General features: G+C 62.5%; 19 protein-coding genes. 18 read left to right on the top strand and 1 reads right to left on the bottom strand.

What is annotated here, in order from left to right:
• Positions 1-300: 300 nt before the first annotated feature.
• The 4 genes from DESPR_RS16480 to DESPR_RS16465 all read left to right on the top strand — a co-directional run bounded on the left by DESPR_RS16480 (position 301) and on the right by DESPR_RS16465 (position 5,215).
• Positions 301-1,569 (top strand): YeeE/YedE thiosulfate transporter family protein, encoded by a 1,269-nt coding sequence (locus tag DESPR_RS16480; protein WP_015725935.1) that lies wholly within the window; start codon positions 301-303, stop codon positions 1,567-1,569.
• 77 nt (positions 1,570-1,646) lie between these two features.
• A complete protein-coding gene (locus tag DESPR_RS16475; protein ID WP_015725934.1) occupies positions 1,647-2,255 on the top strand; it encodes a 5-formyltetrahydrofolate cyclo-ligase in 609 nt (202 codons plus the stop codon).
• A gap of 250 nt (positions 2,256-2,505) precedes the next feature.
• Positions 2,506-4,446 (top strand): SWIM zinc finger family protein, encoded by a 1,941-nt coding sequence (locus tag DESPR_RS16470; RefSeq protein WP_015725933.1) that lies wholly within the window; start codon positions 2,506-2,508, stop codon positions 4,444-4,446.
• A gap of 271 nt (positions 4,447-4,717) precedes the next feature.
• Entirely contained in the window at positions 4,718-5,215 is a 498-nt protein-coding gene (locus DESPR_RS16465; RefSeq protein WP_015725932.1) for a universal stress protein, read from the top strand.
• A gap of 3 nt (positions 5,216-5,218) precedes the next feature.
• On the opposite strand, the gene ilvY is transcribed toward DESPR_RS16465, so the two are convergent.
• The gene (gene ilvY, locus DESPR_RS16460; RefSeq protein ID WP_015725931.1) at positions 5,219-6,157 is read right to left on the bottom strand and encodes an HTH-type transcriptional activator IlvY; all 939 of its coding nucleotides are present in this window, start codon (positions 6,155-6,157) and stop codon (positions 5,219-5,221) included.
• Positions 6,158-6,444: 287 nt separating this feature from the next.
• Between ilvY and ilvC the strand changes: the two genes are divergently transcribed.
• From ilvC to DESPR_RS16390, 14 genes are all read left to right on the top strand, one after another.
• Positions 6,445-7,920 carry a ketol-acid reductoisomerase gene (ilvC, locus tag DESPR_RS16455; protein ID WP_015725930.1) on the top strand — a complete coding sequence of 492 codons (1,476 nt, stop codon included), beginning with the start codon at positions 6,445-6,447 and terminating at the stop codon, positions 7,918-7,920.
• A 290-nt stretch (positions 7,921-8,210) separates the two neighbouring features.
• A complete protein-coding gene (locus tag DESPR_RS16450) occupies positions 8,211-8,690 on the top strand; it encodes a YchJ family protein (protein WP_015725929.1) in 480 nt (159 codons plus the stop codon).
• A 35-nt stretch (positions 8,691-8,725) separates the two neighbouring features.
• Entirely contained in the window at positions 8,726-9,394 is a 669-nt protein-coding gene (locus tag DESPR_RS16445) for a hypothetical protein (protein ID WP_015725928.1), read from the top strand.
• 377 nt (positions 9,395-9,771) lie between these two features.
• Entirely contained in the window at positions 9,772-11,661 is a 1,890-nt protein-coding gene (locus tag DESPR_RS16440; RefSeq protein ID WP_015725927.1) for a phage tail sheath subtilisin-like domain-containing protein, read from the top strand.
• A gap of 15 nt (positions 11,662-11,676) precedes the next feature.
• Positions 11,677-12,186 carry a phage tail protein gene (locus DESPR_RS16435; RefSeq protein WP_015725926.1) on the top strand — a complete coding sequence of 170 codons (510 nt, stop codon included), beginning with the start codon at positions 11,677-11,679 and terminating at the stop codon, positions 12,184-12,186.
• A 12-nt stretch (positions 12,187-12,198) separates the two neighbouring features.
• Positions 12,199-12,990 (top strand): hypothetical protein, encoded by a 792-nt coding sequence (locus DESPR_RS16430; RefSeq protein ID WP_015725925.1) that lies wholly within the window; start codon positions 12,199-12,201, stop codon positions 12,988-12,990.
• A gap of 733 nt (positions 12,991-13,723) precedes the next feature.
• On the top strand, positions 13,724-14,017 hold the full coding sequence (locus DESPR_RS18655; RefSeq protein WP_169701656.1) for a hypothetical protein: 294 nt from the start codon (positions 13,724-13,726) through the stop codon (positions 14,015-14,017).
• A gap of 1 nt (position 14,018) precedes the next feature.
• Positions 14,019-15,038, top strand: coding sequence for a Pvc16 family protein (locus DESPR_RS16420; RefSeq protein WP_015725923.1), 1,020 nt, complete (start codon positions 14,019-14,021; stop codon positions 15,036-15,038).
• Between the two features lie 5 nt (positions 15,039-15,043).
• Complete coding sequence (locus DESPR_RS16415; protein ID WP_015725922.1) at positions 15,044-16,390, top strand: ATP-binding protein; 1,347 nt, start codon at positions 15,044-15,046, stop codon at positions 16,388-16,390.
• Complete coding sequence (locus tag DESPR_RS16410) at positions 16,380-16,616, top strand: hypothetical protein (RefSeq protein WP_015725921.1); 237 nt, start codon at positions 16,380-16,382, stop codon at positions 16,614-16,616. The genes DESPR_RS16415 and DESPR_RS16410 overlap by 11 nt, the downstream gene beginning before the upstream one ends.
• 11 nt (positions 16,617-16,627) lie before the next feature.
• A complete protein-coding gene (locus DESPR_RS16405; RefSeq protein ID WP_015725920.1) occupies positions 16,628-17,275 on the top strand; it encodes a hypothetical protein in 648 nt (215 codons plus the stop codon).
• Positions 17,275-17,565: a tail protein X gene (locus tag DESPR_RS16400; RefSeq protein ID WP_015725919.1), complete on the top strand. Its 291-nt coding sequence runs from the start codon at positions 17,275-17,277 to the stop codon at positions 17,563-17,565. Before DESPR_RS16405 ends, DESPR_RS16400 begins: the two co-directional genes overlap by 1 nt.
• Positions 17,566-17,574: 9 nt before the next feature.
• Positions 17,575-18,726 carry a phage late control D family protein gene (locus DESPR_RS16395; protein ID WP_015725918.1) on the top strand — a complete coding sequence of 384 codons (1,152 nt, stop codon included), beginning with the start codon at positions 17,575-17,577 and terminating at the stop codon, positions 18,724-18,726.
• Positions 18,726-19,544, top strand: coding sequence for a phage baseplate assembly protein V (locus DESPR_RS16390; protein WP_015725917.1), 819 nt, complete (start codon positions 18,726-18,728; stop codon positions 19,542-19,544). Before DESPR_RS16395 ends, DESPR_RS16390 begins: the two co-directional genes overlap by 1 nt.
• Positions 19,545-19,552: the final 8 nt, after the last annotated feature.

The raw sequence follows: 19,552 nt of genomic DNA, 5'->3' as shown, positions 1-19,552 counted from the left end.
GGAAATGCTTTGTTAAAAAGACCATTTTATACATGAAAAAAAGACAATTTAGTTTATAGATTAAAGCCTGGGTTGTCAAGTTAGAAACAAAAATTGAATGAGGCTTCAGAATTGAAGCGAAAATCATTTTTTTTATACAATAAAAACAAATTGTTATATATTATCCAGCAAATAGATTGCCGTTATTGACAAAATACATGGGCAACGGTATTTTTGCACATTTATAGTAAAAGATGCCTATTTTTAAGAAGTTTGCGTTAGGTGCCATTATCATTAAAGGGACAAGGAGGCTGTGCAAGAATGGAAGACGTGAAGGTTTTGTGGCAAAAGATTAGACATTTGTACAAGGTGCTCTGTCAGGAGGAGTGGAATCCCACACTCACTGGCATCATTGTCGCCCTGTTGAGCATCCTCATCATGGCCTGGTGGCGTCCCTGGGGAGCGGTCGGCGCCATCCGTAACTGGGGCGATTGGATGCTGTGGCATGCCGGCATATTCAACGGTGATCTGGCCGAGTTGGTCGGGTTTGTCAACGAGGACGGCGAAAAGATTCTGACCAAATCCTTCCTGTTCAACACTGGCTCGGTCATCGGTCTGGGATTCATCGGCGGCGCCTTTATTTCCGCTTGCCTTGGCGGTCAGTTCGCCTTCCGTTTTCCGCCGGTTCGTGAGTATGTCAAAGCGATGATCGCCGGTGTGCTCATGGGCATCGGTTCGGCCCTGGCCGGTGGGTGTAATGTCGGCGGTATGTACAACGCCATCGGCAACCTCGCCGCCAACGGTTTTGCCATGTGGATCGGTTTGGTTCCCGGTGTATTGCTCGGCCTTTGGCTCCTGTATAAAGAGATGGAACTCATCACCTGGGGCGGAGGGGGATCCTTTACCCTCAATATTCCGTATCCCATTCAATGGGTGCTCGGTGTTGCCGGCGTGGTCGGCGTGATATGGTGTGCCAACTACTACGCCACCTTCGATGGGGATGACTTTGTCGAATATATTACTTCGTTGTCCGGCATTCTGCTGATTGCCGTCGGCCTTGGTTATACCATGCAGCGCGGCCGTTGGTGCATGATCCAGGGATTCCGCGAACCGCATATGACCGGTGACTGCAAGATGGCCAAGTCCGTGGCCCTGTCGATCGTCATTGTCGCCGTGGGCGCCGCAGTCCTCAAATACGGCGTGGGCACCCGTCTTGGCGGCGATCCGGTGCTCGATCCGATGAACTATGTGCGCGGCACCTTTGGTTGGGGTGGCGTGGTTGGCGGCTTCATCTTCGGCCTGGGGGCGATGCTGGCGGGCGGTTGCGGTTCCGGTGCGCTCTGGCGTGTTGGCGAGGGACAGATCAAACTGTGGGTATGTGTGCCCTTTTTCTCGATTTCCAACTCCCTGATGGTGGCATGGTTTTCAGCCTTCAATTTCGAGGAAAACGGCTATCTCGGCAGCTATGTATATCTGCCTGATGTCATGGGATATGGGTATACCATGGCCTTGATCGTTGGTTTCTCGACATTGTGGTATCTGGTGGTGACCTGGAACGAGGACACCAACAAGTTGCTTCTGCCGATGTAAATCGGTGGGCAGCAACAACGACTCAATGGGCGGTATCCTTATGGGTGCCGCCCTTTTTTCATCCTTCCGCATCACCGATGAGCACCCCCCAGGCACTTGATCGACAGGCACTGCGGAGCCGTTTTCTTGCTCAGCGGAGTCTTCTTTCGCCCGTGGCAAGAACGCGGCTGAGCCTGCAAATCATCGAGGCTCTGCTCGCCTTGCCCGTTTTCCGCGACACAAACCACCTGTTCATCTACTGCAACTATCACAGCGAGGTCGAAACAACGGAACTGATCCGCCGTTGTCTGCGGGCGGGAAAGACGGTCAGCGTGCCCTTGACCCGACCCGACCAATCGAGGATGGCAGCCGTTGCGATCACCGATCCAGACGCGGATCTGGCCCCCGGCTACAAGGGCATTCCCGAGCCGCTTCCTGCCCTGATCCCCAGCAGACTGTTGCCCCTGGAAACCATTGAAATAGTGGTGGTGCCCGGCGCGGTTTTTGATCGACAGGGATATCGCCTTGGATACGGAGGCGGCTATTATGACCGCTTTCTTTCCGGAGCCGCCGCTCAGGCCCGCAGAATCGGCCTGGCCTTCTCCCTGCAAGTGGTCGAGCGACTTCCGGTCTTTCCCTATGATATCCCCATGGATATCGTCATCACTGAAAAAGAACTGCTCCAGTGGCCGCGAAATGCGCGCTGAGCACACCACGCCCAGGCGACCCGAGAACAACGGCGTCCGGTTGAACCGGCTGACAAGACGCGTCGTGAGCAACAAGGGGTGGGTGGTCCCTTTTGGGGCGGTTGAAAATTTCCGGTTGTTTTTCCGATACAAGTCCGGTTGGATACAACCATCTCCCTTCCCATGACTGGGAAGGAGATCCGGCGGCAGATGGGCCTGGCACGCGCACAAAGCCGCCGGTCATCGCTGCACCTCTCACAAGGAGACGACCATGGACACCCTCAACGCCATCCTCGGTCAGCTTACCTATGACGACCTTGACCAATGGGCAGGAGAAGCAATCCGTACCCGGGGAAAAGGTTATGTCCAACGGGTGGAGGAACTGCATCGAACCGCAAACAACGAGCTGGTGGCGTGGGTCCAGGGGACCGAGAAGTACGCCACCCTGGTCCACCTCGACCCATCCGGCATGCACGGATGGTTGTGCACCTGTCCCTATGATCAGGGACCGTGCAAGCACGCGGCGGCGGTGATCCTGGCGGCGGCGCGTTCCGTGCATGACACGGGAGAACTTCCGATGCTTGACGAGGACAGCGAGCTCGGCCACATCCTCATGGGCGATCAGGATCGAAAATTGAAAAAAGAGCCAAACGAGGATGCAGCTGATCGTGCGGATCCAGGGGGCACGGTCAAACGCGCCGGTCCGTCGAAGGTGCGCAAGATCCTGGTGGGCAAGAGCTGGGAGGAACTGCACGACCTGCTTGTCACCTTAGCCAGGGAGTTTCCGGCGGTCGAGAGGCGATTACTGGAGGCGGATCAGTTGAGTCGAGGCCAGATCGGGCCGCTGGTCCGATCTCTGCACAAGGAGATCCGCCGCCTGACCGATGAACCCGCCTGGCGCAACCAGTGGAGCGACGAAGCCAGCCTCCCCGATTACAGCCATGTTCGGCAGCAGTTCCGAGCGCTTTTCGATGCGGGCCATGCCGACGAACTGCTCGACCTGGGCAATACCCTGTGGCGGCTGGGTACGGAGCAGATCGCGCAGTCCGATGACGAGGGCGAAACCATGGGCGCCTTGAGCGCCTGTCTGGAGATTGTGCTGCAGGCGGTACCGAAGTCGTCATTGAAGCGAGCCGATCAGCTGCTGTGGGTGATCGAGCGGATGCTGGCTGACGAGTTTTCCTTGCTCGACTCCGGGGAAGAGATCTTAGCCGATCCCGCGTATACGGTAACCGATTGGCAGGCGGCGGCGGCAGTCCTCGAGGAGCGGCTGCAAGGGCTCGACAGGCCCAAGACCGTCCATTTTGCCGACACCTACCGACGCAACCGGCTGATCGGCTGGCTGATCAAGGCCTACGAGCGAGGCGGTCAAGCGGAAAAGGTTCTGCAGCTGTTGGAACAGGAGGCCGATGTCAGCCGCAATTACGAGCAGCTGGTGGATCGGCTCGTACTGGCGGGAAAACGGGAACAGGCACGGCAATGGTGCGTCCGGGGGTTTGACCGGACGGTCACCGAAGCCCCTGGCATTGCCGCATGCCTGCAAAAACGACTCAGGGAAATGGCTGCAGCTGATCGGCAGGACAGCCTAGTGGCCGCGTACCGGGCGCAGGATTTCTTTGGGCATGCCTCGCTGGAAACCTACCGCGAGTTGCGCAAGGCCGCGGAAAAAATTGGTGTTTGGCCGAAGCTGCGCGAGCTGGCCCTTGCCTATCTCCAGACCGGCCAGCGTCCTGATCGGGGGGAAAAACTGGACAACCTGCCTCCCTGGCCGCTGCCCGATCCAGAAGTTGCCTATCCAGCGGGCAAGGAGGGGGGCAGACCGTTCCCGGACAGGCAAACGCTGATCGATATCGCCATCGCTGAAAAACGGTACGATGACGTGATGCGGTTGTATCAGGCCATGAAGAAAGGCAGTCGCACCCATTGGTTCGTGGGCGAAAAAGTGGCCAAGGCCGTGTTCAGGACCCATCCCGAGGTGGCGCTTGCCATTTGGCGGGAAAATGTCGACCGGTTGATCGCCGAGGTCAAACCCCGGGCCTATGTCGAGGCCGGTGGTTTTCTCCGGCTCATGCGCAAAGTCTACGAAGCCGGCAACCGGATGGACGAATGGCGGGCCCTGCTGGCTGAATTGCGGCGAACCCACAAGGCCAAACGGCGGCTCTTGGAAGTACTCGATGGGGTGAGCGGCGGCAGCAAAAAACTCGTCGGCTGAGCGTGGCCGCTTTTGCGCGAAAAGGCCCATCCATGGTGCCACAACGGGGCAGCATGGATCGCGTTGACAGCAAAAAACCGTTTGACAGACTGGATGTGGTTCTTGTAATGATTGTTTTGTAATATCTGCAAGTTGTCTGACAACCTCGCTTGGTTGCGCCGCAGGCACCGCAGGTGCGTACCCAAATCGCCTCACACCGATCAAACAACCGGATCAACCGTCGGCCGAGGGAGACCGACGGGGAGAGCCGGCCACCGCACAGGAGGAACAGATGGTTCCAGCCCCGAATATCAAAACCATTCTCTACGCCACGGATCTGGGGGAAAATACCCGTCCCGTCTTTCGCCTGGCGGTCAGTCAGGCCCGCCGTTACGATGCCCGCTTGCTGATGCTGCATGTGGTCGAACCGCTCGGCACCACCGGCACCGCGATCATCGCCAACTATCTGTCCGGAGAGACAGCGGAAAAGATCAATCGGGACGGGGCCAGGGAAGTGCTTGCCGTCATGAAGCAGCGGCTCGACACCTACTGCCAGGAAGAGCTGGCCTCCTTTGGTCTCGACCGGACGCCGGTGACCGAGATCCTGGTGGCCAGCGGCAATCCCAGCGAGGAGATTCTGGAAGTGGCCAAGAAGCATCAGGCCGACATGATCGTCATGGGGACCTCGACCCGCTCCTTTCTCGGCAGTGCCCTCATGGGGACCACCGCCCGCCGTGTTTCCCGCTTCAGTCATATCCCGGTACTGCTGGTGCCCAATACCCAGAAGTAGCCGCTAGCTATCGCCCGATACCGGCCCATGGGCCGGTATCGGGCGATTTTCCACTCCGCCTCCTTCCTTGTTCTCCTGGTGGACCGTGGTCCAGAAGGCCCGAATGACCGGGTTGGCCAGCTGCTGTTCCAGGGTGCAGGCGCCGATGATAAACGGGGCCAGGACCGGCACGACCTCGAAAATACGCACCTGTTCCTGTAAGGGGCTCTTTTCCAGTACCAATCCGGGAACCACTCCCACCCCGCATCCCAGACTGACCATGGCCAGCAAGGCCTCGTTGCCCGCCACCTCGGCATAAATGTTGGGCTGAATGCCCTTTTCCTTGAACCAGCGATCGATGCGCACCCTGCTTAAACCCTGCTCGGCCAGGATGACCGGCGTCTGGGACCAGTCGGTGCCGCCGCTGTCGGTCCGGCGGGTCGCGCCGTCCACTGGTTCGATAAACACCAGGGGGGTCCGCGCCAGCTCGATGAACACCACCGAGGGCGGCAACTGTCCGGGCAAGGCGGCGATGGTCACCTGGGCCTCGCGGCTGCGCAGCCTGTCCAGGGATTCAGCGGCATCACCGGTCTGCAGCTTGATCTGCACCCCGGGATGCGCGGCACGAAAGGCCCGGAGAATACGGGGCAGGATCGACGTGGCGGCGGTGACCGAGCAGTAGAGGGAGATCTCGCCGCGCAGCGTCTGGTCGCCGGCCAATTCCTGCAGCAACCGCTGCCACCGTTGCTCCGCCTCCTCGGCATAGCGCCTGACGATTTCGCCCGCCGGGGTCAGGGCGACCCGCCGGTTGTCCCGCAGAAACAGCTGAGTGCCCAATTCCTGTTCGATGCGCTGGATGGTGCGGGTCAGCGCCGAGGGGGTGAGGTTGCAGGCCCGGCTGGTACGGCCAAAGTGGAGTGTCCGGGCGAGATGGTTAAAGATTTTGATGGCGTGGATATCCATAAACTAGCGGAAAAGAGCGGAGATCTATGGTATGAGGCGGTGCAGCGTCCAGGCTGGGCCGATATTGCATTTTATGCAAGTTCCGGTTGCAAATAAATCACTTTTCGCAACAAAAATATCGGGTATGCTGTGGCTGGATAAAAACAGGACAAAGTCCATCGTCTGCCGGAAAAACGGCCGAAACCCCTCCATCCGCAACGACGAGCAGGAAGGAAGCGTGCCTCCCTGAGCGCGATGGGCGGAACATCGACCGACTCTTCATTTCACACACAAAAGAGGAACACAACATGGGACAGAACTATTTCAATACCCTGCCGCTGCGCCTGCAGTTGGAAGAACTGGGCAAATGCCGCTTCATGGACGCCTCGGAATTCGCCGATGGTGTTGACAAGCTCAAAGGAAAAAAGATCGTCATCGTCGGCTGTGGCGCCCAGGGCTTGCACCAGGGCCTCAACCTGCGCGACTCCGGCCTGGACGTCAGCTATGCCCTGCGTGACTCGGCCATCAGCGAGAAACGGCAGAGCTGGAAGAACGCCACCAGCAATGGTTTTACCGTCGGCAATTACCAGCAGCTCATTCCCACCGCCGATCTGGTGATCAACCTCACCCCGGACAAGCAGCACTCCAAGGTGGTGGCCGCGGTCATGCCGCTGATGAAGGAGGGTGCCTGTCTCTCATACTCCCACGGCTTCAACATCGTTGAGGAGGGCATGCAGATCCGCAAGGACCTGACCGTGATCATGGTCGCCCCCAAATCGCCCGGAACCGAGGTGCGCGAAGAGTACAAGCGCGGGTTTGGCGTGCCCACCCTGATCGCCGTCCATCGCGAGAACGATCCCAAGGGCGAGGGCTGGGACATTGCCAAGGCCTATGCCTGCGGCACCGGCGCCCACCGGGCCGGAGTGCTGCAGTCGTCCTTTGTCGCCGAGGTCAAATCCGACCTCATGGGCGAGCAGACCATCCTCTGCGGCATGCTTCAGGCCGGAAGCCTGCTCTGCTTCGACAAGATGGTCGCAGGCGGCATTGATGCCGGCTACGCCTCTAAGCTGATCCAGTACGGATGGGAAACCGTCACCGAGGCGCTCAAACACGGCGGCATCACCAACATGATGGATCGGCTGTCCAATCCGGCCAAGATTCGCGCGTACTATCTCTCCGAGGAAATCAAGGAGATCCTCACGCCGCTGTTCGAGAAGCACATGGACGACATCATGAGCGGCGAGTTCTCCCGTACCATGATGGAGGACTGGGCAAACGACGACAAGAAGCTGCTCACCTGGCGCGCCCAGACCGCCGAGACCGCCTTTGAGAAAGCGGTGTCCACCGATGCCGAGATCAGCGAGCAGGAGTATTTCGACCACGGCATCCTGATGATCGCCATGGTCAAGGCGGGCGTGGAACTGGCCTTCGACACCATGGTTTCCGCCGGCATCAAGGAGGAGTCCGCCTACTACGAAAGTCTGCACGAGGTGCCGTTGATCGCCAATACCATCGCCCGCAAGAAGCTCTACGAGATGAATGTGGTCATCTCCGATACCGCCGAATACGGCTGCTACCTGTTCGCCCACCAGGCGGTGCCGTTGCTGGCCGATTTCATGAAGAACGTCGATACCGACGTAATCGGCAAGGGACTCGCAGTCAAGGACAACTCGGTGGACAACATCGAGCTGATCGGCATCAACGCCGCCATCCGCTACACCGTGGTCGAGCAGGTGGGCGAGGAACTGCGTTCCCACATGAGCGCCATGAAACCGATCATCTGATCGATACCTCCCAACATATCGGTTTGCAGGCCGATCCTTATCCCCTTGGCTGCCAACGCCAAGGGGATTTTTTGTATAAACATCGGGGCACCAGTTGAGAGCCACCGCAACTGATCGGAGACACTATTCAAGACGCGCTTGTCTTCCGGAGAGATTTTGTGCGCAAACTCTCCTCATGGGTTAGATTTCAAGAAAATGCATTTTTTGAGCCCTGGGAAGGTGCGCACTCCCCGAGGATCCGGTAGAAATAGAGAGAACCTTTGCCCCCTACCTTGCCTGATTCGAAAACCATGCATCCTTTCACCTCTTGTCCTTGCGGTTCCGGTGTCGTCTATGCCGACTGCTGCGAGCCTCTTCTTTCCGGGCGAAGCAGGGCGAATACCGCCCTGGCCTTGATGCGCTCGCGCTACACCGCCTATGTTCGAGCCGCGGTCGGCTACCTGCTGGCCACCTGGCACCCTTCCACCCGCCCGTCGACCATTGATTCAACCACCATTCCCGCCTGGTGCGACCTGGTGATCCTGCGCACCGACAGGGGGGGAGAGAAAGATGGCGAAGGGGTGGTTGAATTCCGCGCCACCGCCCGTACCGGTGATGGCTTGATCCATCTTCATGAAATCAGCCGATTTGTATGTGAAGAGGGACAGTGGTTCTATGTGGCGGGCCAACTGGTCGAGGATGGGCCCGACCGCCGCGCCGACAAGGTGGGCCGCAACAGCCCCTGTCCCTGTGGCAGCGGCAAGAAGTTCAAGCGCTGCTGCGGCCCCTGAACCGTCGGTTTTTTTATGTTTCGAAGGATAACACCTTGAATTCGTTACCGCCCACCCTGCTGATTGTGGGAACCGACCTGGCCGGCAAGGATCACTGCGCCAATGTGCTGGCCGATGCCGCCCATAAGGATGGCATCCGGCTGGAGCGGCGCCGGGGGGCCTTCAGCGCCCGGCCCGACCGCCGGCGCAGCTCGGAGCACAAAAGCCGCCTGCGGCTTGGGATGGAACGGCTCTTCCTGGCCATCCTGCCTCTGCATCTCCCGGTACTGCCGTATGTTTGCGCCCTGCTTATCTGGTGGGATATTCGCCGTTTCCAGCCACCCGCGAGCGGAACGGTCATGGTCGTCAGCCACACTGCCCTTCGCCTGCTGGCCTTTGCCCTTGGCCATCGCTTCGAGCGGGTCGAGGATATCCGACTGCCGCTCCTGGTTGACCGGTCGCTCCGCAGGATTGTTCCAGCCACCGGCGCCCGCACCGTGGTCCTCGACATTGACCATGCCACCAGGGCCGCGCGCTTGGCAGGCCGCCGTCGTCGCGGCACCCTGGATTATTTCGATCGCTACATGGGGATCGATCCGCTCCGTTCGGAACGGATCGAGCGGTTTTTACTTTGGCTCGGGACCACCTATCTCCAGGCAACGCTCATCGAAAACAATGATCTGGGCGACAGCGAACTGCTCGCCCGCCTCCTCTCGCTGCGGTAAAACGGCCGCCGCCCCTCCCCCTTGTGGGATGTTGGTACTCTTCGCTTTCCCTGTTCCGACCGCTCCGCTGGACCGACAGTAATTCAGCGGCTTACTAGCCCTCTCTCCATGCTGTTCGTTTTTGTGAATAGATTTTCTATCTATTTCCTATTCGTTTTTTAACTATTTAAAAATCTGGTTCTTTGAATGGATTCAAGTAATTATTGATGCCACTCCCTCGGGGAACCGCCGAGTTGCTCCGTGGGTGGGTGCACGGAATGTGATCGTCAGTGTTCCATCAGGGGTTGATGTGCGGGCCGTGGCGGGCGGAAAGCAAAGGGCGGTCTCCTGGCAGCCCGCGGGCCTAAAAACATTTTTTTCACCGAGAGGACAGACCTATGGCCACCTATCTTCATCCCGGCGTCTATATCGAAGAGATCCCCAGCGGCGCCAAACCCATTGAAGGCGTGTCCACCAGCGTGGCCGCCCTGATCGGCTATGCCACGGCGGGCCCCATCGGCGAACCGACCCTGGTGCACAGCTGGGACGAGTACAAGGCCGGCTTCGGCGAAATCCAGTCGGACACCGATCACCTGGGCCTTGCCGCCTTCTACTTCTTCCTCAACGGTGGCCGGGATGCCTACATCGGACGGCTGGCCAAGGACGCCAAAGCCTCCACCCTGCCCGCGGACACCATGGTCGGCCGGGGGGCAGCCGCCTCGGACAACGTCTTGGTGATCAGCGCCAAGAGCAGCGGCAAGGCGGGCGACCGCCTCAGCGTCAATGCCCTGGCCGATGCCGACGGCTACCACTTCAACCTGCTGGTGCGCCAGGACGGCGAGGTGGTGGAGGCATTCACCGGCCTGTCCATGGACGATTCCGATCCGGCCTACGTGCTGGCCATGGTGGGCGGCAACTCGAAATACATCACCGTCGCCCTGCCCGCCGGTCTGAGTAGCCTGTACAAGAAGGCGACCAGCGTTTCCGGCGACCTGACCGGCCTGGCCTGGGCCGGCATCGTCGAGGGTATGACCCTGACCCTCAACATCGACAATCTGGGCGCCAAGACCATCACCCTGGGCCCGGCTCCCGGCGGCACCTACGACGGCACCGAGGTGGCGGCCGAGATCCAGCAACAGGTCCTGGCCCTGGGACCCAACTATGTCGGCTTTACCTGCGCCTTTGCCACCAATGTGCTGACCCTGACCTCGGGCAAAAAGTCCGCCTCCTCGGCGGTGATGGTGCGGCCGGGCGCCCTGGCCACCGCGCTCAAGCTCGGCAAGGCGGCGGGCGGCACCGAGAAGCACGGCACCGAGGATGTGGTGCCGGCGAGCATGGGCACGGTGGCTACCCCCACCTTCCAGGCCCTGACCGGCGGCGACGATGGCGCCAAGCCCGGCCTCGATGACTACACCGATTTCTTCGCCAAACTGAAAAAGGTCCGCGACGTCAACATCGTGCTTCTGCCCGGCCAGTACATGCCCAAGGACGGCACCGGCAATCCGGTGGTCAACGCCGCGCTCAGCCATTGCGAAAGCATGGGCAGCCGCATGCTGCTCATCGATCCGCCTCCGGGTCACGAACTCGATCAGGGGGCCACGGTCAACGCGCTCAGCCTGCCGACCTCCACCTACAGCGTGCTCTACTATCCGTGGATCAAGGTGTCCAATCCCTTCTACAACCGTGACACCAACCCCACAGCCCCGACCACCCTCAGCGTGGCACCCTCGTCCTTTGCTGCCGGCATCTGGGCGCGGACTGACGGCATCCGGGGCGTATGGAAGGCCCCGGCCGGGGTCGAGGCCTCGGTGCGCGGCGTGGCCGCCCTGGAGTACGTGGTCGAGGACGGCGATCAGGATCAGCTCAATCCCGAGGGAGTCAACTGCCTCCGCAAAATGCCCGGCTACGGCCATGTGGTCTGGGGCACCCGCACCCTGTCCACCCGGGCCAATCCCGAGTGGCGCTACGTGCCGGTGCGCCGCACCGCCCTGTATATCGAGAGCAGCATTTATAATGGCATCCAGTGGGCGGTGTTCGAGCCCAACGACCACCGGCTGTGGTCCTCGCTCCGGGCCAACATCGGCGCCTTCATGGACGGTATGTTCCGCGCCGGCGCCTTTCAGGGCCAGAAGGCCTCGGACGCCTACTTTGTCCGCTGCGGCCTCGGCGACACCATGACCCAGGACGACATCGATCGCGGCCAGGTCATCGCCGTGGTGGGCTTCGCGCCGCTCAAACCGGCCGAGTTCGTCATTGTGCGCATCCAGCAAAAAGTCGGTCAGTCCTAATAAGGAGGCATAGAAATGGCTGCTCCCACCTTTCCTGTCAACGCCCATCGTTACGATCCCTACCGGACCTTCAAGTTCCAGATCCTGATCGACGGCAAGCCGGTGGCCGGCTTGAAGAAAATGGGCGCCCTCAAGCGCAAGACCGAGGCGGTCAAATGGCGCGCCGCCGGCGACCCGAGCAAGGAACGCATTCTCCCCGGCGGCACCAGCTACGAGCCCATTACCCTGGAGCAGGGCTTGTCGCACGACCCGGTGTTCGAGAACTGGGCCAACCTGGTCAACAACATCGAGGGTGACGCGGCCATGTCGCTCAAGAATTTCCGCAAGGACATCGTCATCAACGTCCTCAACCTCCAAGGCACAGTGGCCATCTCCTACAAACTGTTCCGGGCCTGGGTGTCCGAGTATCAGGCCCTGCCGGAGATGGATGCGGGGGCCATGAACGCGGTCGGCATCCAGACCATCACCCTGCAGCACGAGGGCTGGCAGCGCGATACGGCGGTGGTCGAGCCGACCGAGACCTAAGAGGAGGTTTCCATGCAGCTTCCGGGCGGCTTGATCGAAGGGGGAAAGCGGCAGCGGCAGTACCGGTTCCAGCCGGTGTCGGGCAGCCTTGAGCTTGCCTTGACCGAGACCGCGGCCCTGGCGGCCAGCACCCCCGAGGCGGTCACCCGGATCCTGGCCCTGGCCCTGAGGGAGTTGGGCGGACAGCCAATGAGCGAGGAGCGGGCCGCATCCCTGTGCGTTGCCGACCGCCAGTTCCTCATGCGCGAGCTGGAACGGTATCTCGGCTTTTCCGGCGGCTGGTTCCACGCCGACTGCACCGCCTGTGCAGCCCGGTTTGATTTTCATCTCGACTACGCTGAGTTGCCGGTGCAGGAGGCGGGCGCGGGCTACCCCTGGGCCACGGTTGAACACCAGGGACGCACCCTGCGCTTCCGCCTGCCCACCGGCCGTGACCAGGAGGGACTGACTCGCATCCCCGATGATCGGGCACGCGGCTGGCTGCTGCAGCGGTTGGCGTGCGATCCCGCGCCACTGGATGAAGTGGACGGTTCCCTCGTCGATTCGGTGGAGGCTGCTCTGGAACGGGTGGCCCCGGCGGTGGTGGTTCAGGTACAGGCCTGTTGTCCGGAATGCGGCGCCAATACGGCCGTTGATCTTGATCCCTACCGGGTGGTGCGCCGGCAGAGCGATAACCTCCTCGCGCAGGTGCACCGGATCGCGCTCCACTACCACTGGAGCGAGGCCGAGATCCTGGGCCTGCCGCACAGCCGGCGCCAGCGCTACCTGGAGATGATCGACCACAGTCGGGGCATGGTGAGCTGATATGGGTTTGTTCGACGACACCATCCGCGATGCCCGCAGGCCCCTTCCAGGCACATGGGTGCGCCGCGAGATGCTGCCGGAGGTGGAGACGCCGGAAGAGGAGCCGCTTGAACCGGCCGCGCCATCCGGCATGACCACGATTTTCAGATTTCAGAAGGGGGGGCCTTCTCCAGTGATGGAGGGTGGGTCCCGAGAGGCGTCATTCCGGTTGGGGGTGGGAGAATCCGATCTTCCGGCCGGTGACCCTTTGTCAGTGGGGAGCGAGGTTGAGAAACCAGACTTTTCTGCCAAGGATGTCAACGGCAACCGCGACATCATTTCCGTTTTGGGCGATAATCGAGGGAACGAACTGGCAACAGGACAGGTCAATCATGGAAGTCCAGGCAAGAGAACGGCAGCCGAGATGATCGCCGAATCGAGGACGCACCAGTCAGTTGTTGTGCCTGGGCCAGTCGAATCGGATCCCGTTCATCAGACGCATAAGTCCCGACTCCCAGAAGGCAGTGGGCGATTTGTTAGCGAACGAGAAGAAACGTACCAGAGTCGGGCTTCGGGTCAGGGCGCCCCTTCTGATTCTTTTTCCGCACCGGTCACCCCCCTGAGATCGGGACAACCGGGGACAACGGCAGCCGAACGACCGGAGGGCACGGATGCCCATCGGTCCACAGGTGTGCCGTTCCCCGGTTTCGCGGGCGGCGGGGAGAATATCCATCCGCCGCAAGCTGGTGGCGGCATGCAGGTTCCGACGATGGCACCGGAGCGGAGCGATGGCCCATGGGGAGAGGTCGGCGCGACGTCGCGACCCATGCGCAGCGCTCCCCCTGTGCCCCCCTTGTCCGGAGAAGACGGGATGGGGGTGCCGATGGATTATGCGCCACCCCGCGCTTCAGAGGAACAGCCACCGCACCTGGTGATCGGGCGGATCGATGTGGTGGTGGTCAGCAACGGGTCACCTGCAACCCGGTCCGGGACCACGGCCCGGACCGATACCGGCTTTGTCAGCCGCAATTATTTGAAACGGCTCTGATATGGCACTGGCACCGTCTCCGATCTCCCAGGTCTGCAAGGGTCTTCGCGCCTATCTTGACAGCGAGATCAACGCTCCTGACCGCAGCAAGGTCACGGTGGTGCTGGCCACGCCGGCGGAAACCGCCTCGGCTGGTGCCGGCGACAGCGACCACCGACTCAACCTCTTCTTCCACCGCTTTGAACCTGCTGGACTCTTCCCCGACACCCTGCCGGGTGCAACCGGCTGGCTGCGCGCCTTCTGCCTGATTACCCCCTTTGCCGCCGAGGAAGACGCCATCGGTCCCGGCGAAAACGATCTGCGCTTGATCGGCGAGGTCAGTCGCATCTTCCACGAGCGGCCGGTGTTCATCCTCAACGTCGACGATGTAGAGTATCATCTGCAGGTGGTCTTCCTGCCGCTGGGGCTCGATCAGCTCAATCAGCTGTGGTCCACCCAGGGAGATACCATCTACCGGCCCTCGTTGCTCTACGAAATTTCGCTCATGCCGGTGGTGCCGGTGCAACCGGCCCTGCAACCGCCGCTGGCCGCCAGCCTTGGCCTGCAGGTGCAAGCCACCCTGGACCGTCAGGCGGTCACTGCCAGCGCGCAGGGGCCACGGGTGGCCGCCATGCAGCCGGACACCCGCACCGAGGACTGGACACCAGCCCTTGCCTTTGTCCAGGATGGTGCTTGCGCGCTGAGCCTGCTGTTTACCGTGGGCAGTCCGGAACTGGCCGCCTTTGTCCCCCAGGTCTGGGTGGCGGGCGAACCAGGGGCCACGGTCGATCTGTGTTGGCAGAGCTGGGAGGCCGCCAGCGGCTGGCAGCAGGTGGCACCGCCGACGTCCGTGGTCATCACCGACAGCGGCATCGATCCCGAGGCTGCAGCCGCAGCGACCGCCGCCGCCCTCCCCCTGCCGTTCAACGACCGCCCGGGCCAGTTGCTGCTCGCTGCCGAGCGGACCTTCACCCGCAGCAGTGACGGCACCGTGCTCCGCGTCCGCTCCAATCCTCTCCTGGTTACCCTCGCTAACGGGTGAGCGCCATGAACGCCTCCCTGGCCGAACTCTCCGTCCTGCCCGCCCTGGACGCCGAATGGCGGCGTCTCGACCTGCTCGCCTGGTGCCTGGCCAAGAGCCGCCGCGGCGAGACCCTGGGCGATGAGGAGCTGGAGAGTTTGCGCCGCCTCCAAGCCGAGGTGCAAACATTGCGCGAACCTGCGGGGGTGTGGGAGACCGCGCTCGGTTTCGGGCTGCAACCGCTGGAGTACGATATCCTGGCCTGCACCCTGGGGCCGGAACTGGAACCTCGTCTCGGCTGGTCCTTCCAGAATTTGCAGGCAGGCTCGGTTCAGCCCTGGGCCACGCGCAGCTTGATCCAGGAACTGTTGGCCCTGGATGCCGGTCAAGGGGAACAGTTGCGCCGCCTTCTCGCTCCCGAATCCACCCTGCGCCGTCGCCGCCTGGTGCGCCTGGAGCAGGACGATCCCTACCGGCCGATCCTGCCCGAACCCTGGCTGGTGGGTCGGCTGACCGGCCGGCCGCTCGATCTGCCGCCGCCGCCCGGGGCCACCCTGGTCCGTCAGCAGGCCGGGTGGGACGATCTGGTCCTGCCCAAGAGCCGGTTGGCCATGTTGCGCGAATTTCTGCTGTGGATCGAGCAGCGCGACACCGTGGTCGGTCTGTGGCACGGTCAGAGCGTGGGCGGGCCGGTGGCCCTGTTCACCGGGCCGTCGGGCACGGGCAAGACCTTTGCCGCGGCTGTGCTGGCCGGTGCGCTCGGCTGGCCGTTGTACCGGGTCGATCTCGGACGGCTGGTGAGCAAATATGTGGGCGAGACCGAGGAGAACCTCAACCGGCTGTTCGATGCGGCCCACGGCCAGCCGATGGTGCTCCAGTTCGACGAGGCCGACGCCCTCTTTGCTAAGCGCGGCGAGGTCAAGGAGGCCCGGGACCGCTACGCCAACATGGAGGTCAGCCACCTGCTGACCCGTATCGAGGCCCATGACGGCCCCTGCATCCTCACCACCAACCTGCGCAAGCAGCTGGATTCCGCCTTCACCCGCCGCTTCCAGCTGGTGGTGGAGTTTCCCCGGCCCGATGCCGCTGCCCGGTCCGAGCTGTGGCGCCGTCTGCTGCCGCCCAAGGCCCCGCTTGCCCCGGAGGTGGATCCCATCTTTCTCGGCGCGGCCATGGCCCTGACCGGCGGCTCGATCCGCAACGCTGCCCTGCACGCCGCCTATCTGGCCGCAGGCGAGGGTGTGGCCATTGGCCTTGGCCACCTTGCCCACGCGGTGTGGCGGGAACTGGGCAAGGAGGGCCGGGAGATGAATCCCCAGGATCTGGGTCCCCTGGCCGCGCATCTGCCTCGGGAGCTGCTCCATGACCACTGAGATCGACCATCTGCGCCTGCAACTGCCTGCCGGGTTCGAGCACCGGGCCCAACGCATTGGCCGTCTGGTGGGCGAGGCCCTGGCCGGGCGCGACGATCTCGGCTTCGGTCGGGTCGACCAACTGCGCGTCGGGCCGGTGCAGGTGGAGGCGGACCACAGTGATCGTCGCATCGCCCATCAAATCGCCGATGCGATTCAGCGCGGTCTTGCCGCGAACAGGCCCTAGGAGGAAGCGCCATGTTGTCGCCGATCAAAGGATTTCTGGTTGAATACGCGCTGGCCCTGCCGCCGCTGATGCTCGCCTTTGACTTCAACCCCCAGAGTCTGACCCGCAACCGCAGCGTCACCCTGACCCTGGGCTCGACCCCGGCCACGCGAGGCGGCTACGATTTTGCCCTGCCCACCGAGACCGCGAGGGTGGCCCAGGGGGTGGCGGTGGAGCCCGAGAGCTTTGACCTCGAGATCCTGATCGACGCCACCGACCGGATGAACGATGGCGACCCAGTGGCCCAGGAGATCGGCATCCAGCCGGAACTGGACACCCTGCGCAGCATGGTCGAGCCCAAGACCCAGGGGCCGGGTGGCCTGCAGACCCTGGCCAGCCTGGGATTCGGCGGCAGCCGTGCCTTCCAGCGCAGCCAGACCGCCTCGGTGCTGCTGCTCGTCTGGGGCACCCATGTGTTGCCGGTGTTCCTCAAGAGCATCGAGGTGGGGGAATCGGCCCACCTGCCCAACCTTGCGCCCTACCGGGCCACGGTCAAACTGGGCTTGCAGGTGATCGAGGGCAACAACCCCTTCTACGAGGTGGAAAAGATCCGCCAGGTGGTCGGCGCGGCGATGAACACCGCCCGCACCGCCGTCACCGGTATCGGAGGACTGTTCTGATGCTGCTCAAGAATTCCCGCTACAAGGAGGCCCGCCGTTTCGAGGCCGATGACAGCGGCCAGGTGCGCTGCAAGGGCACCCGGCCGCGCGAGATCGGCCCGGCCATCGGCGTGGTGGAGCATGTGATCCAGGAGGGCGACCGGCTCGACCTCCTGGCCCACCACTACTACAGCGATGCCCGCCTGTGGTGGCGGATCCTCGACGCCAACCCGGATCTGCTCTCGGGGGTGGAGATCTCGCTGGCCGAGCGCGCCGGCGAGGTGATCCTCATCCCCAAGGCCAAGGAGTAGGAGGAGACCATGCTGCTCGACCTCCTGTCGCAAAAGGAGCGCGCCCCGGCCGAATGCGTGATCACCGTCGATGGGGTGGAGATCAGCGAACTCTATCCCTTTCTGCTGGAGGTGACGGTGGAGTGCGGCCGTACCGAGGCAGCGGCGGCAACGCTCACCCTGGAAACCCGGCGCAACGAGCAGGGCACCTGGACCGTGCAGGATGCCGGTATCCTCGAGCCCTGGGCGCGAATCGTCATTGCCGCCGCTTTCGGCAGCCGGCAAGAGGAGATCATGCGCGGCTACATCCGCGAGGTGCGAGTGGAGACGCCGCAGGATGCGGGCGCGGCGCAGGTGCGGGTCGAATGTCAGGACGACTCCATCCGTCTTGACCGGACCCACCAGCGCAGAACCTGGGGCACCGCCGACCTGCCCAGCAGCGATACCCTGGCGCTGATGGACATCCTCTCGGCCTACGGCCTGTCGCCCCATCCGGACAACGGCCCGGGCCAGGATCGATTGGTGGGCGTGGCCCAGGACGACACCGACATCAAGTTCCTCAAGGCCCGGGCCGAGTTCAACGGCTACGAGCTGATCTTCCGCGAGGGGCGGGTCTATTTCGGTCCCATGCGGCTGGACGAGGACCCCCAGGGCACGATCATGGTCTACGCCGGCGCCGAGACCAACTGTTTGTCGTTGTCGGTGCGGGCCGACGGCCACCAGCCCGATGCGGTGGCCTATGATGCGCCTGCGGACAGCGGCGACACCGTCGACTCGCCGGAACCGGTGCGCTCCGACCTGCATCTGCTGGGTACCACGCCGGCCGACAGCAGCGCCGCCGGCCTGGAGGACTTTGTCTGGCGGATGTCAGCCGAGGCCGGGGCCGACGCCCAGCGCTTGCAGGCCCTGGCGCAGATGAAGATCAATGATCTCGATATCCACCGCATCCAGGGCGAGGGCGAACTCGACGGCACCCTCTACGGCCACGTGCTTCAGGCCGGCCTGCCGGTGCCGGTGGATGGTCTGGGGGAGCGGATGTCCGGCATCTATTACGTGGACAGTGTCAGTCATAGCTTTACCCCCCAGGGCTACCGGCAGCGGTTTCGGCTGCTGCGCAACGCCTATGGCGATAATCTGGACAGCGTCTCCGGCTTGGCCGGAGCGCTTGCGGGAGTGCTCTGATGCCTGATGATCTGCAGCAGCAACTGGCCCAGAATCTTGGGCAACGCCGGGCCTACGGCAAATACCGGGGCTTTGTCACCGACAACGCCGATCCGGAGCGGCTGGCCCGGGTCAAGCTGCGGGTGCCGAGTCTGCTGGGGGAGGCCGAGAGCGGCTGGGCCCTGCCCTGCCTGCCCTGCGGCGGTTTGAGCAATCAGGGGTTCTTCGCCGTGCCCGGTGTCGGTGCCCAGGTGTGGGTGGAGTTCGAGGGCGGCAACCTCGATTTTCCCATCTGGACCGGCACCTTCTGGCAGCAGTCGGGCGATGCCCCCACCGAAGCCCAGGACCCGCCGACCACCCAGGTGCTGCGCACCGCCAAGGGCCATGTCTTGCTGCTGGAAGACAAGGACGACGGCGAGACCATCCAGCTGCTCCACTCGGCCGGGGCCAAGCTGGAGATGGACAAGGACGGCAAGGTTCTGTTGACCGACAACAACGAGGACAAACTCACCTTGGACGCGCAGAATGGGGCGATCATCTTGGAGGACGCCAACGGCAACACCCTGACCCTCAACAGCCAGGGCGCCAAGCTGGAGGATGCCAATGGCAACACGGTGGAGATGACCGGTTCCGGGGTCAAGGTCAGCACCAGCGGCATGCTCACCCTGGAGGGCAGTCAGGTGCTGCTGGGCGGCAGCGGCGGCGAACCGGTGATCAAGGGCACCACCTTTCTCGGCATGTACGCCGGCCATGTCCACCCCACCTCCATGGGGCCCTCGGGACCACCTATCCCCATGGGCGAGTCCAGCAGCCTGTCCACCAAGGTGATGAGCGCGTAAGGAACACG

This window comes from Desulfobulbus propionicus DSM 2032, assembly GCF_000186885.1.
GTDB lineage: Bacteria > Desulfobacterota > Desulfobulbia > Desulfobulbales > Desulfobulbaceae > Desulfobulbus > Desulfobulbus propionicus.
Note: the sequence above shows the minus strand (reverse complement) of the source record. Positions and strands in the feature narration are given on the sequence as shown.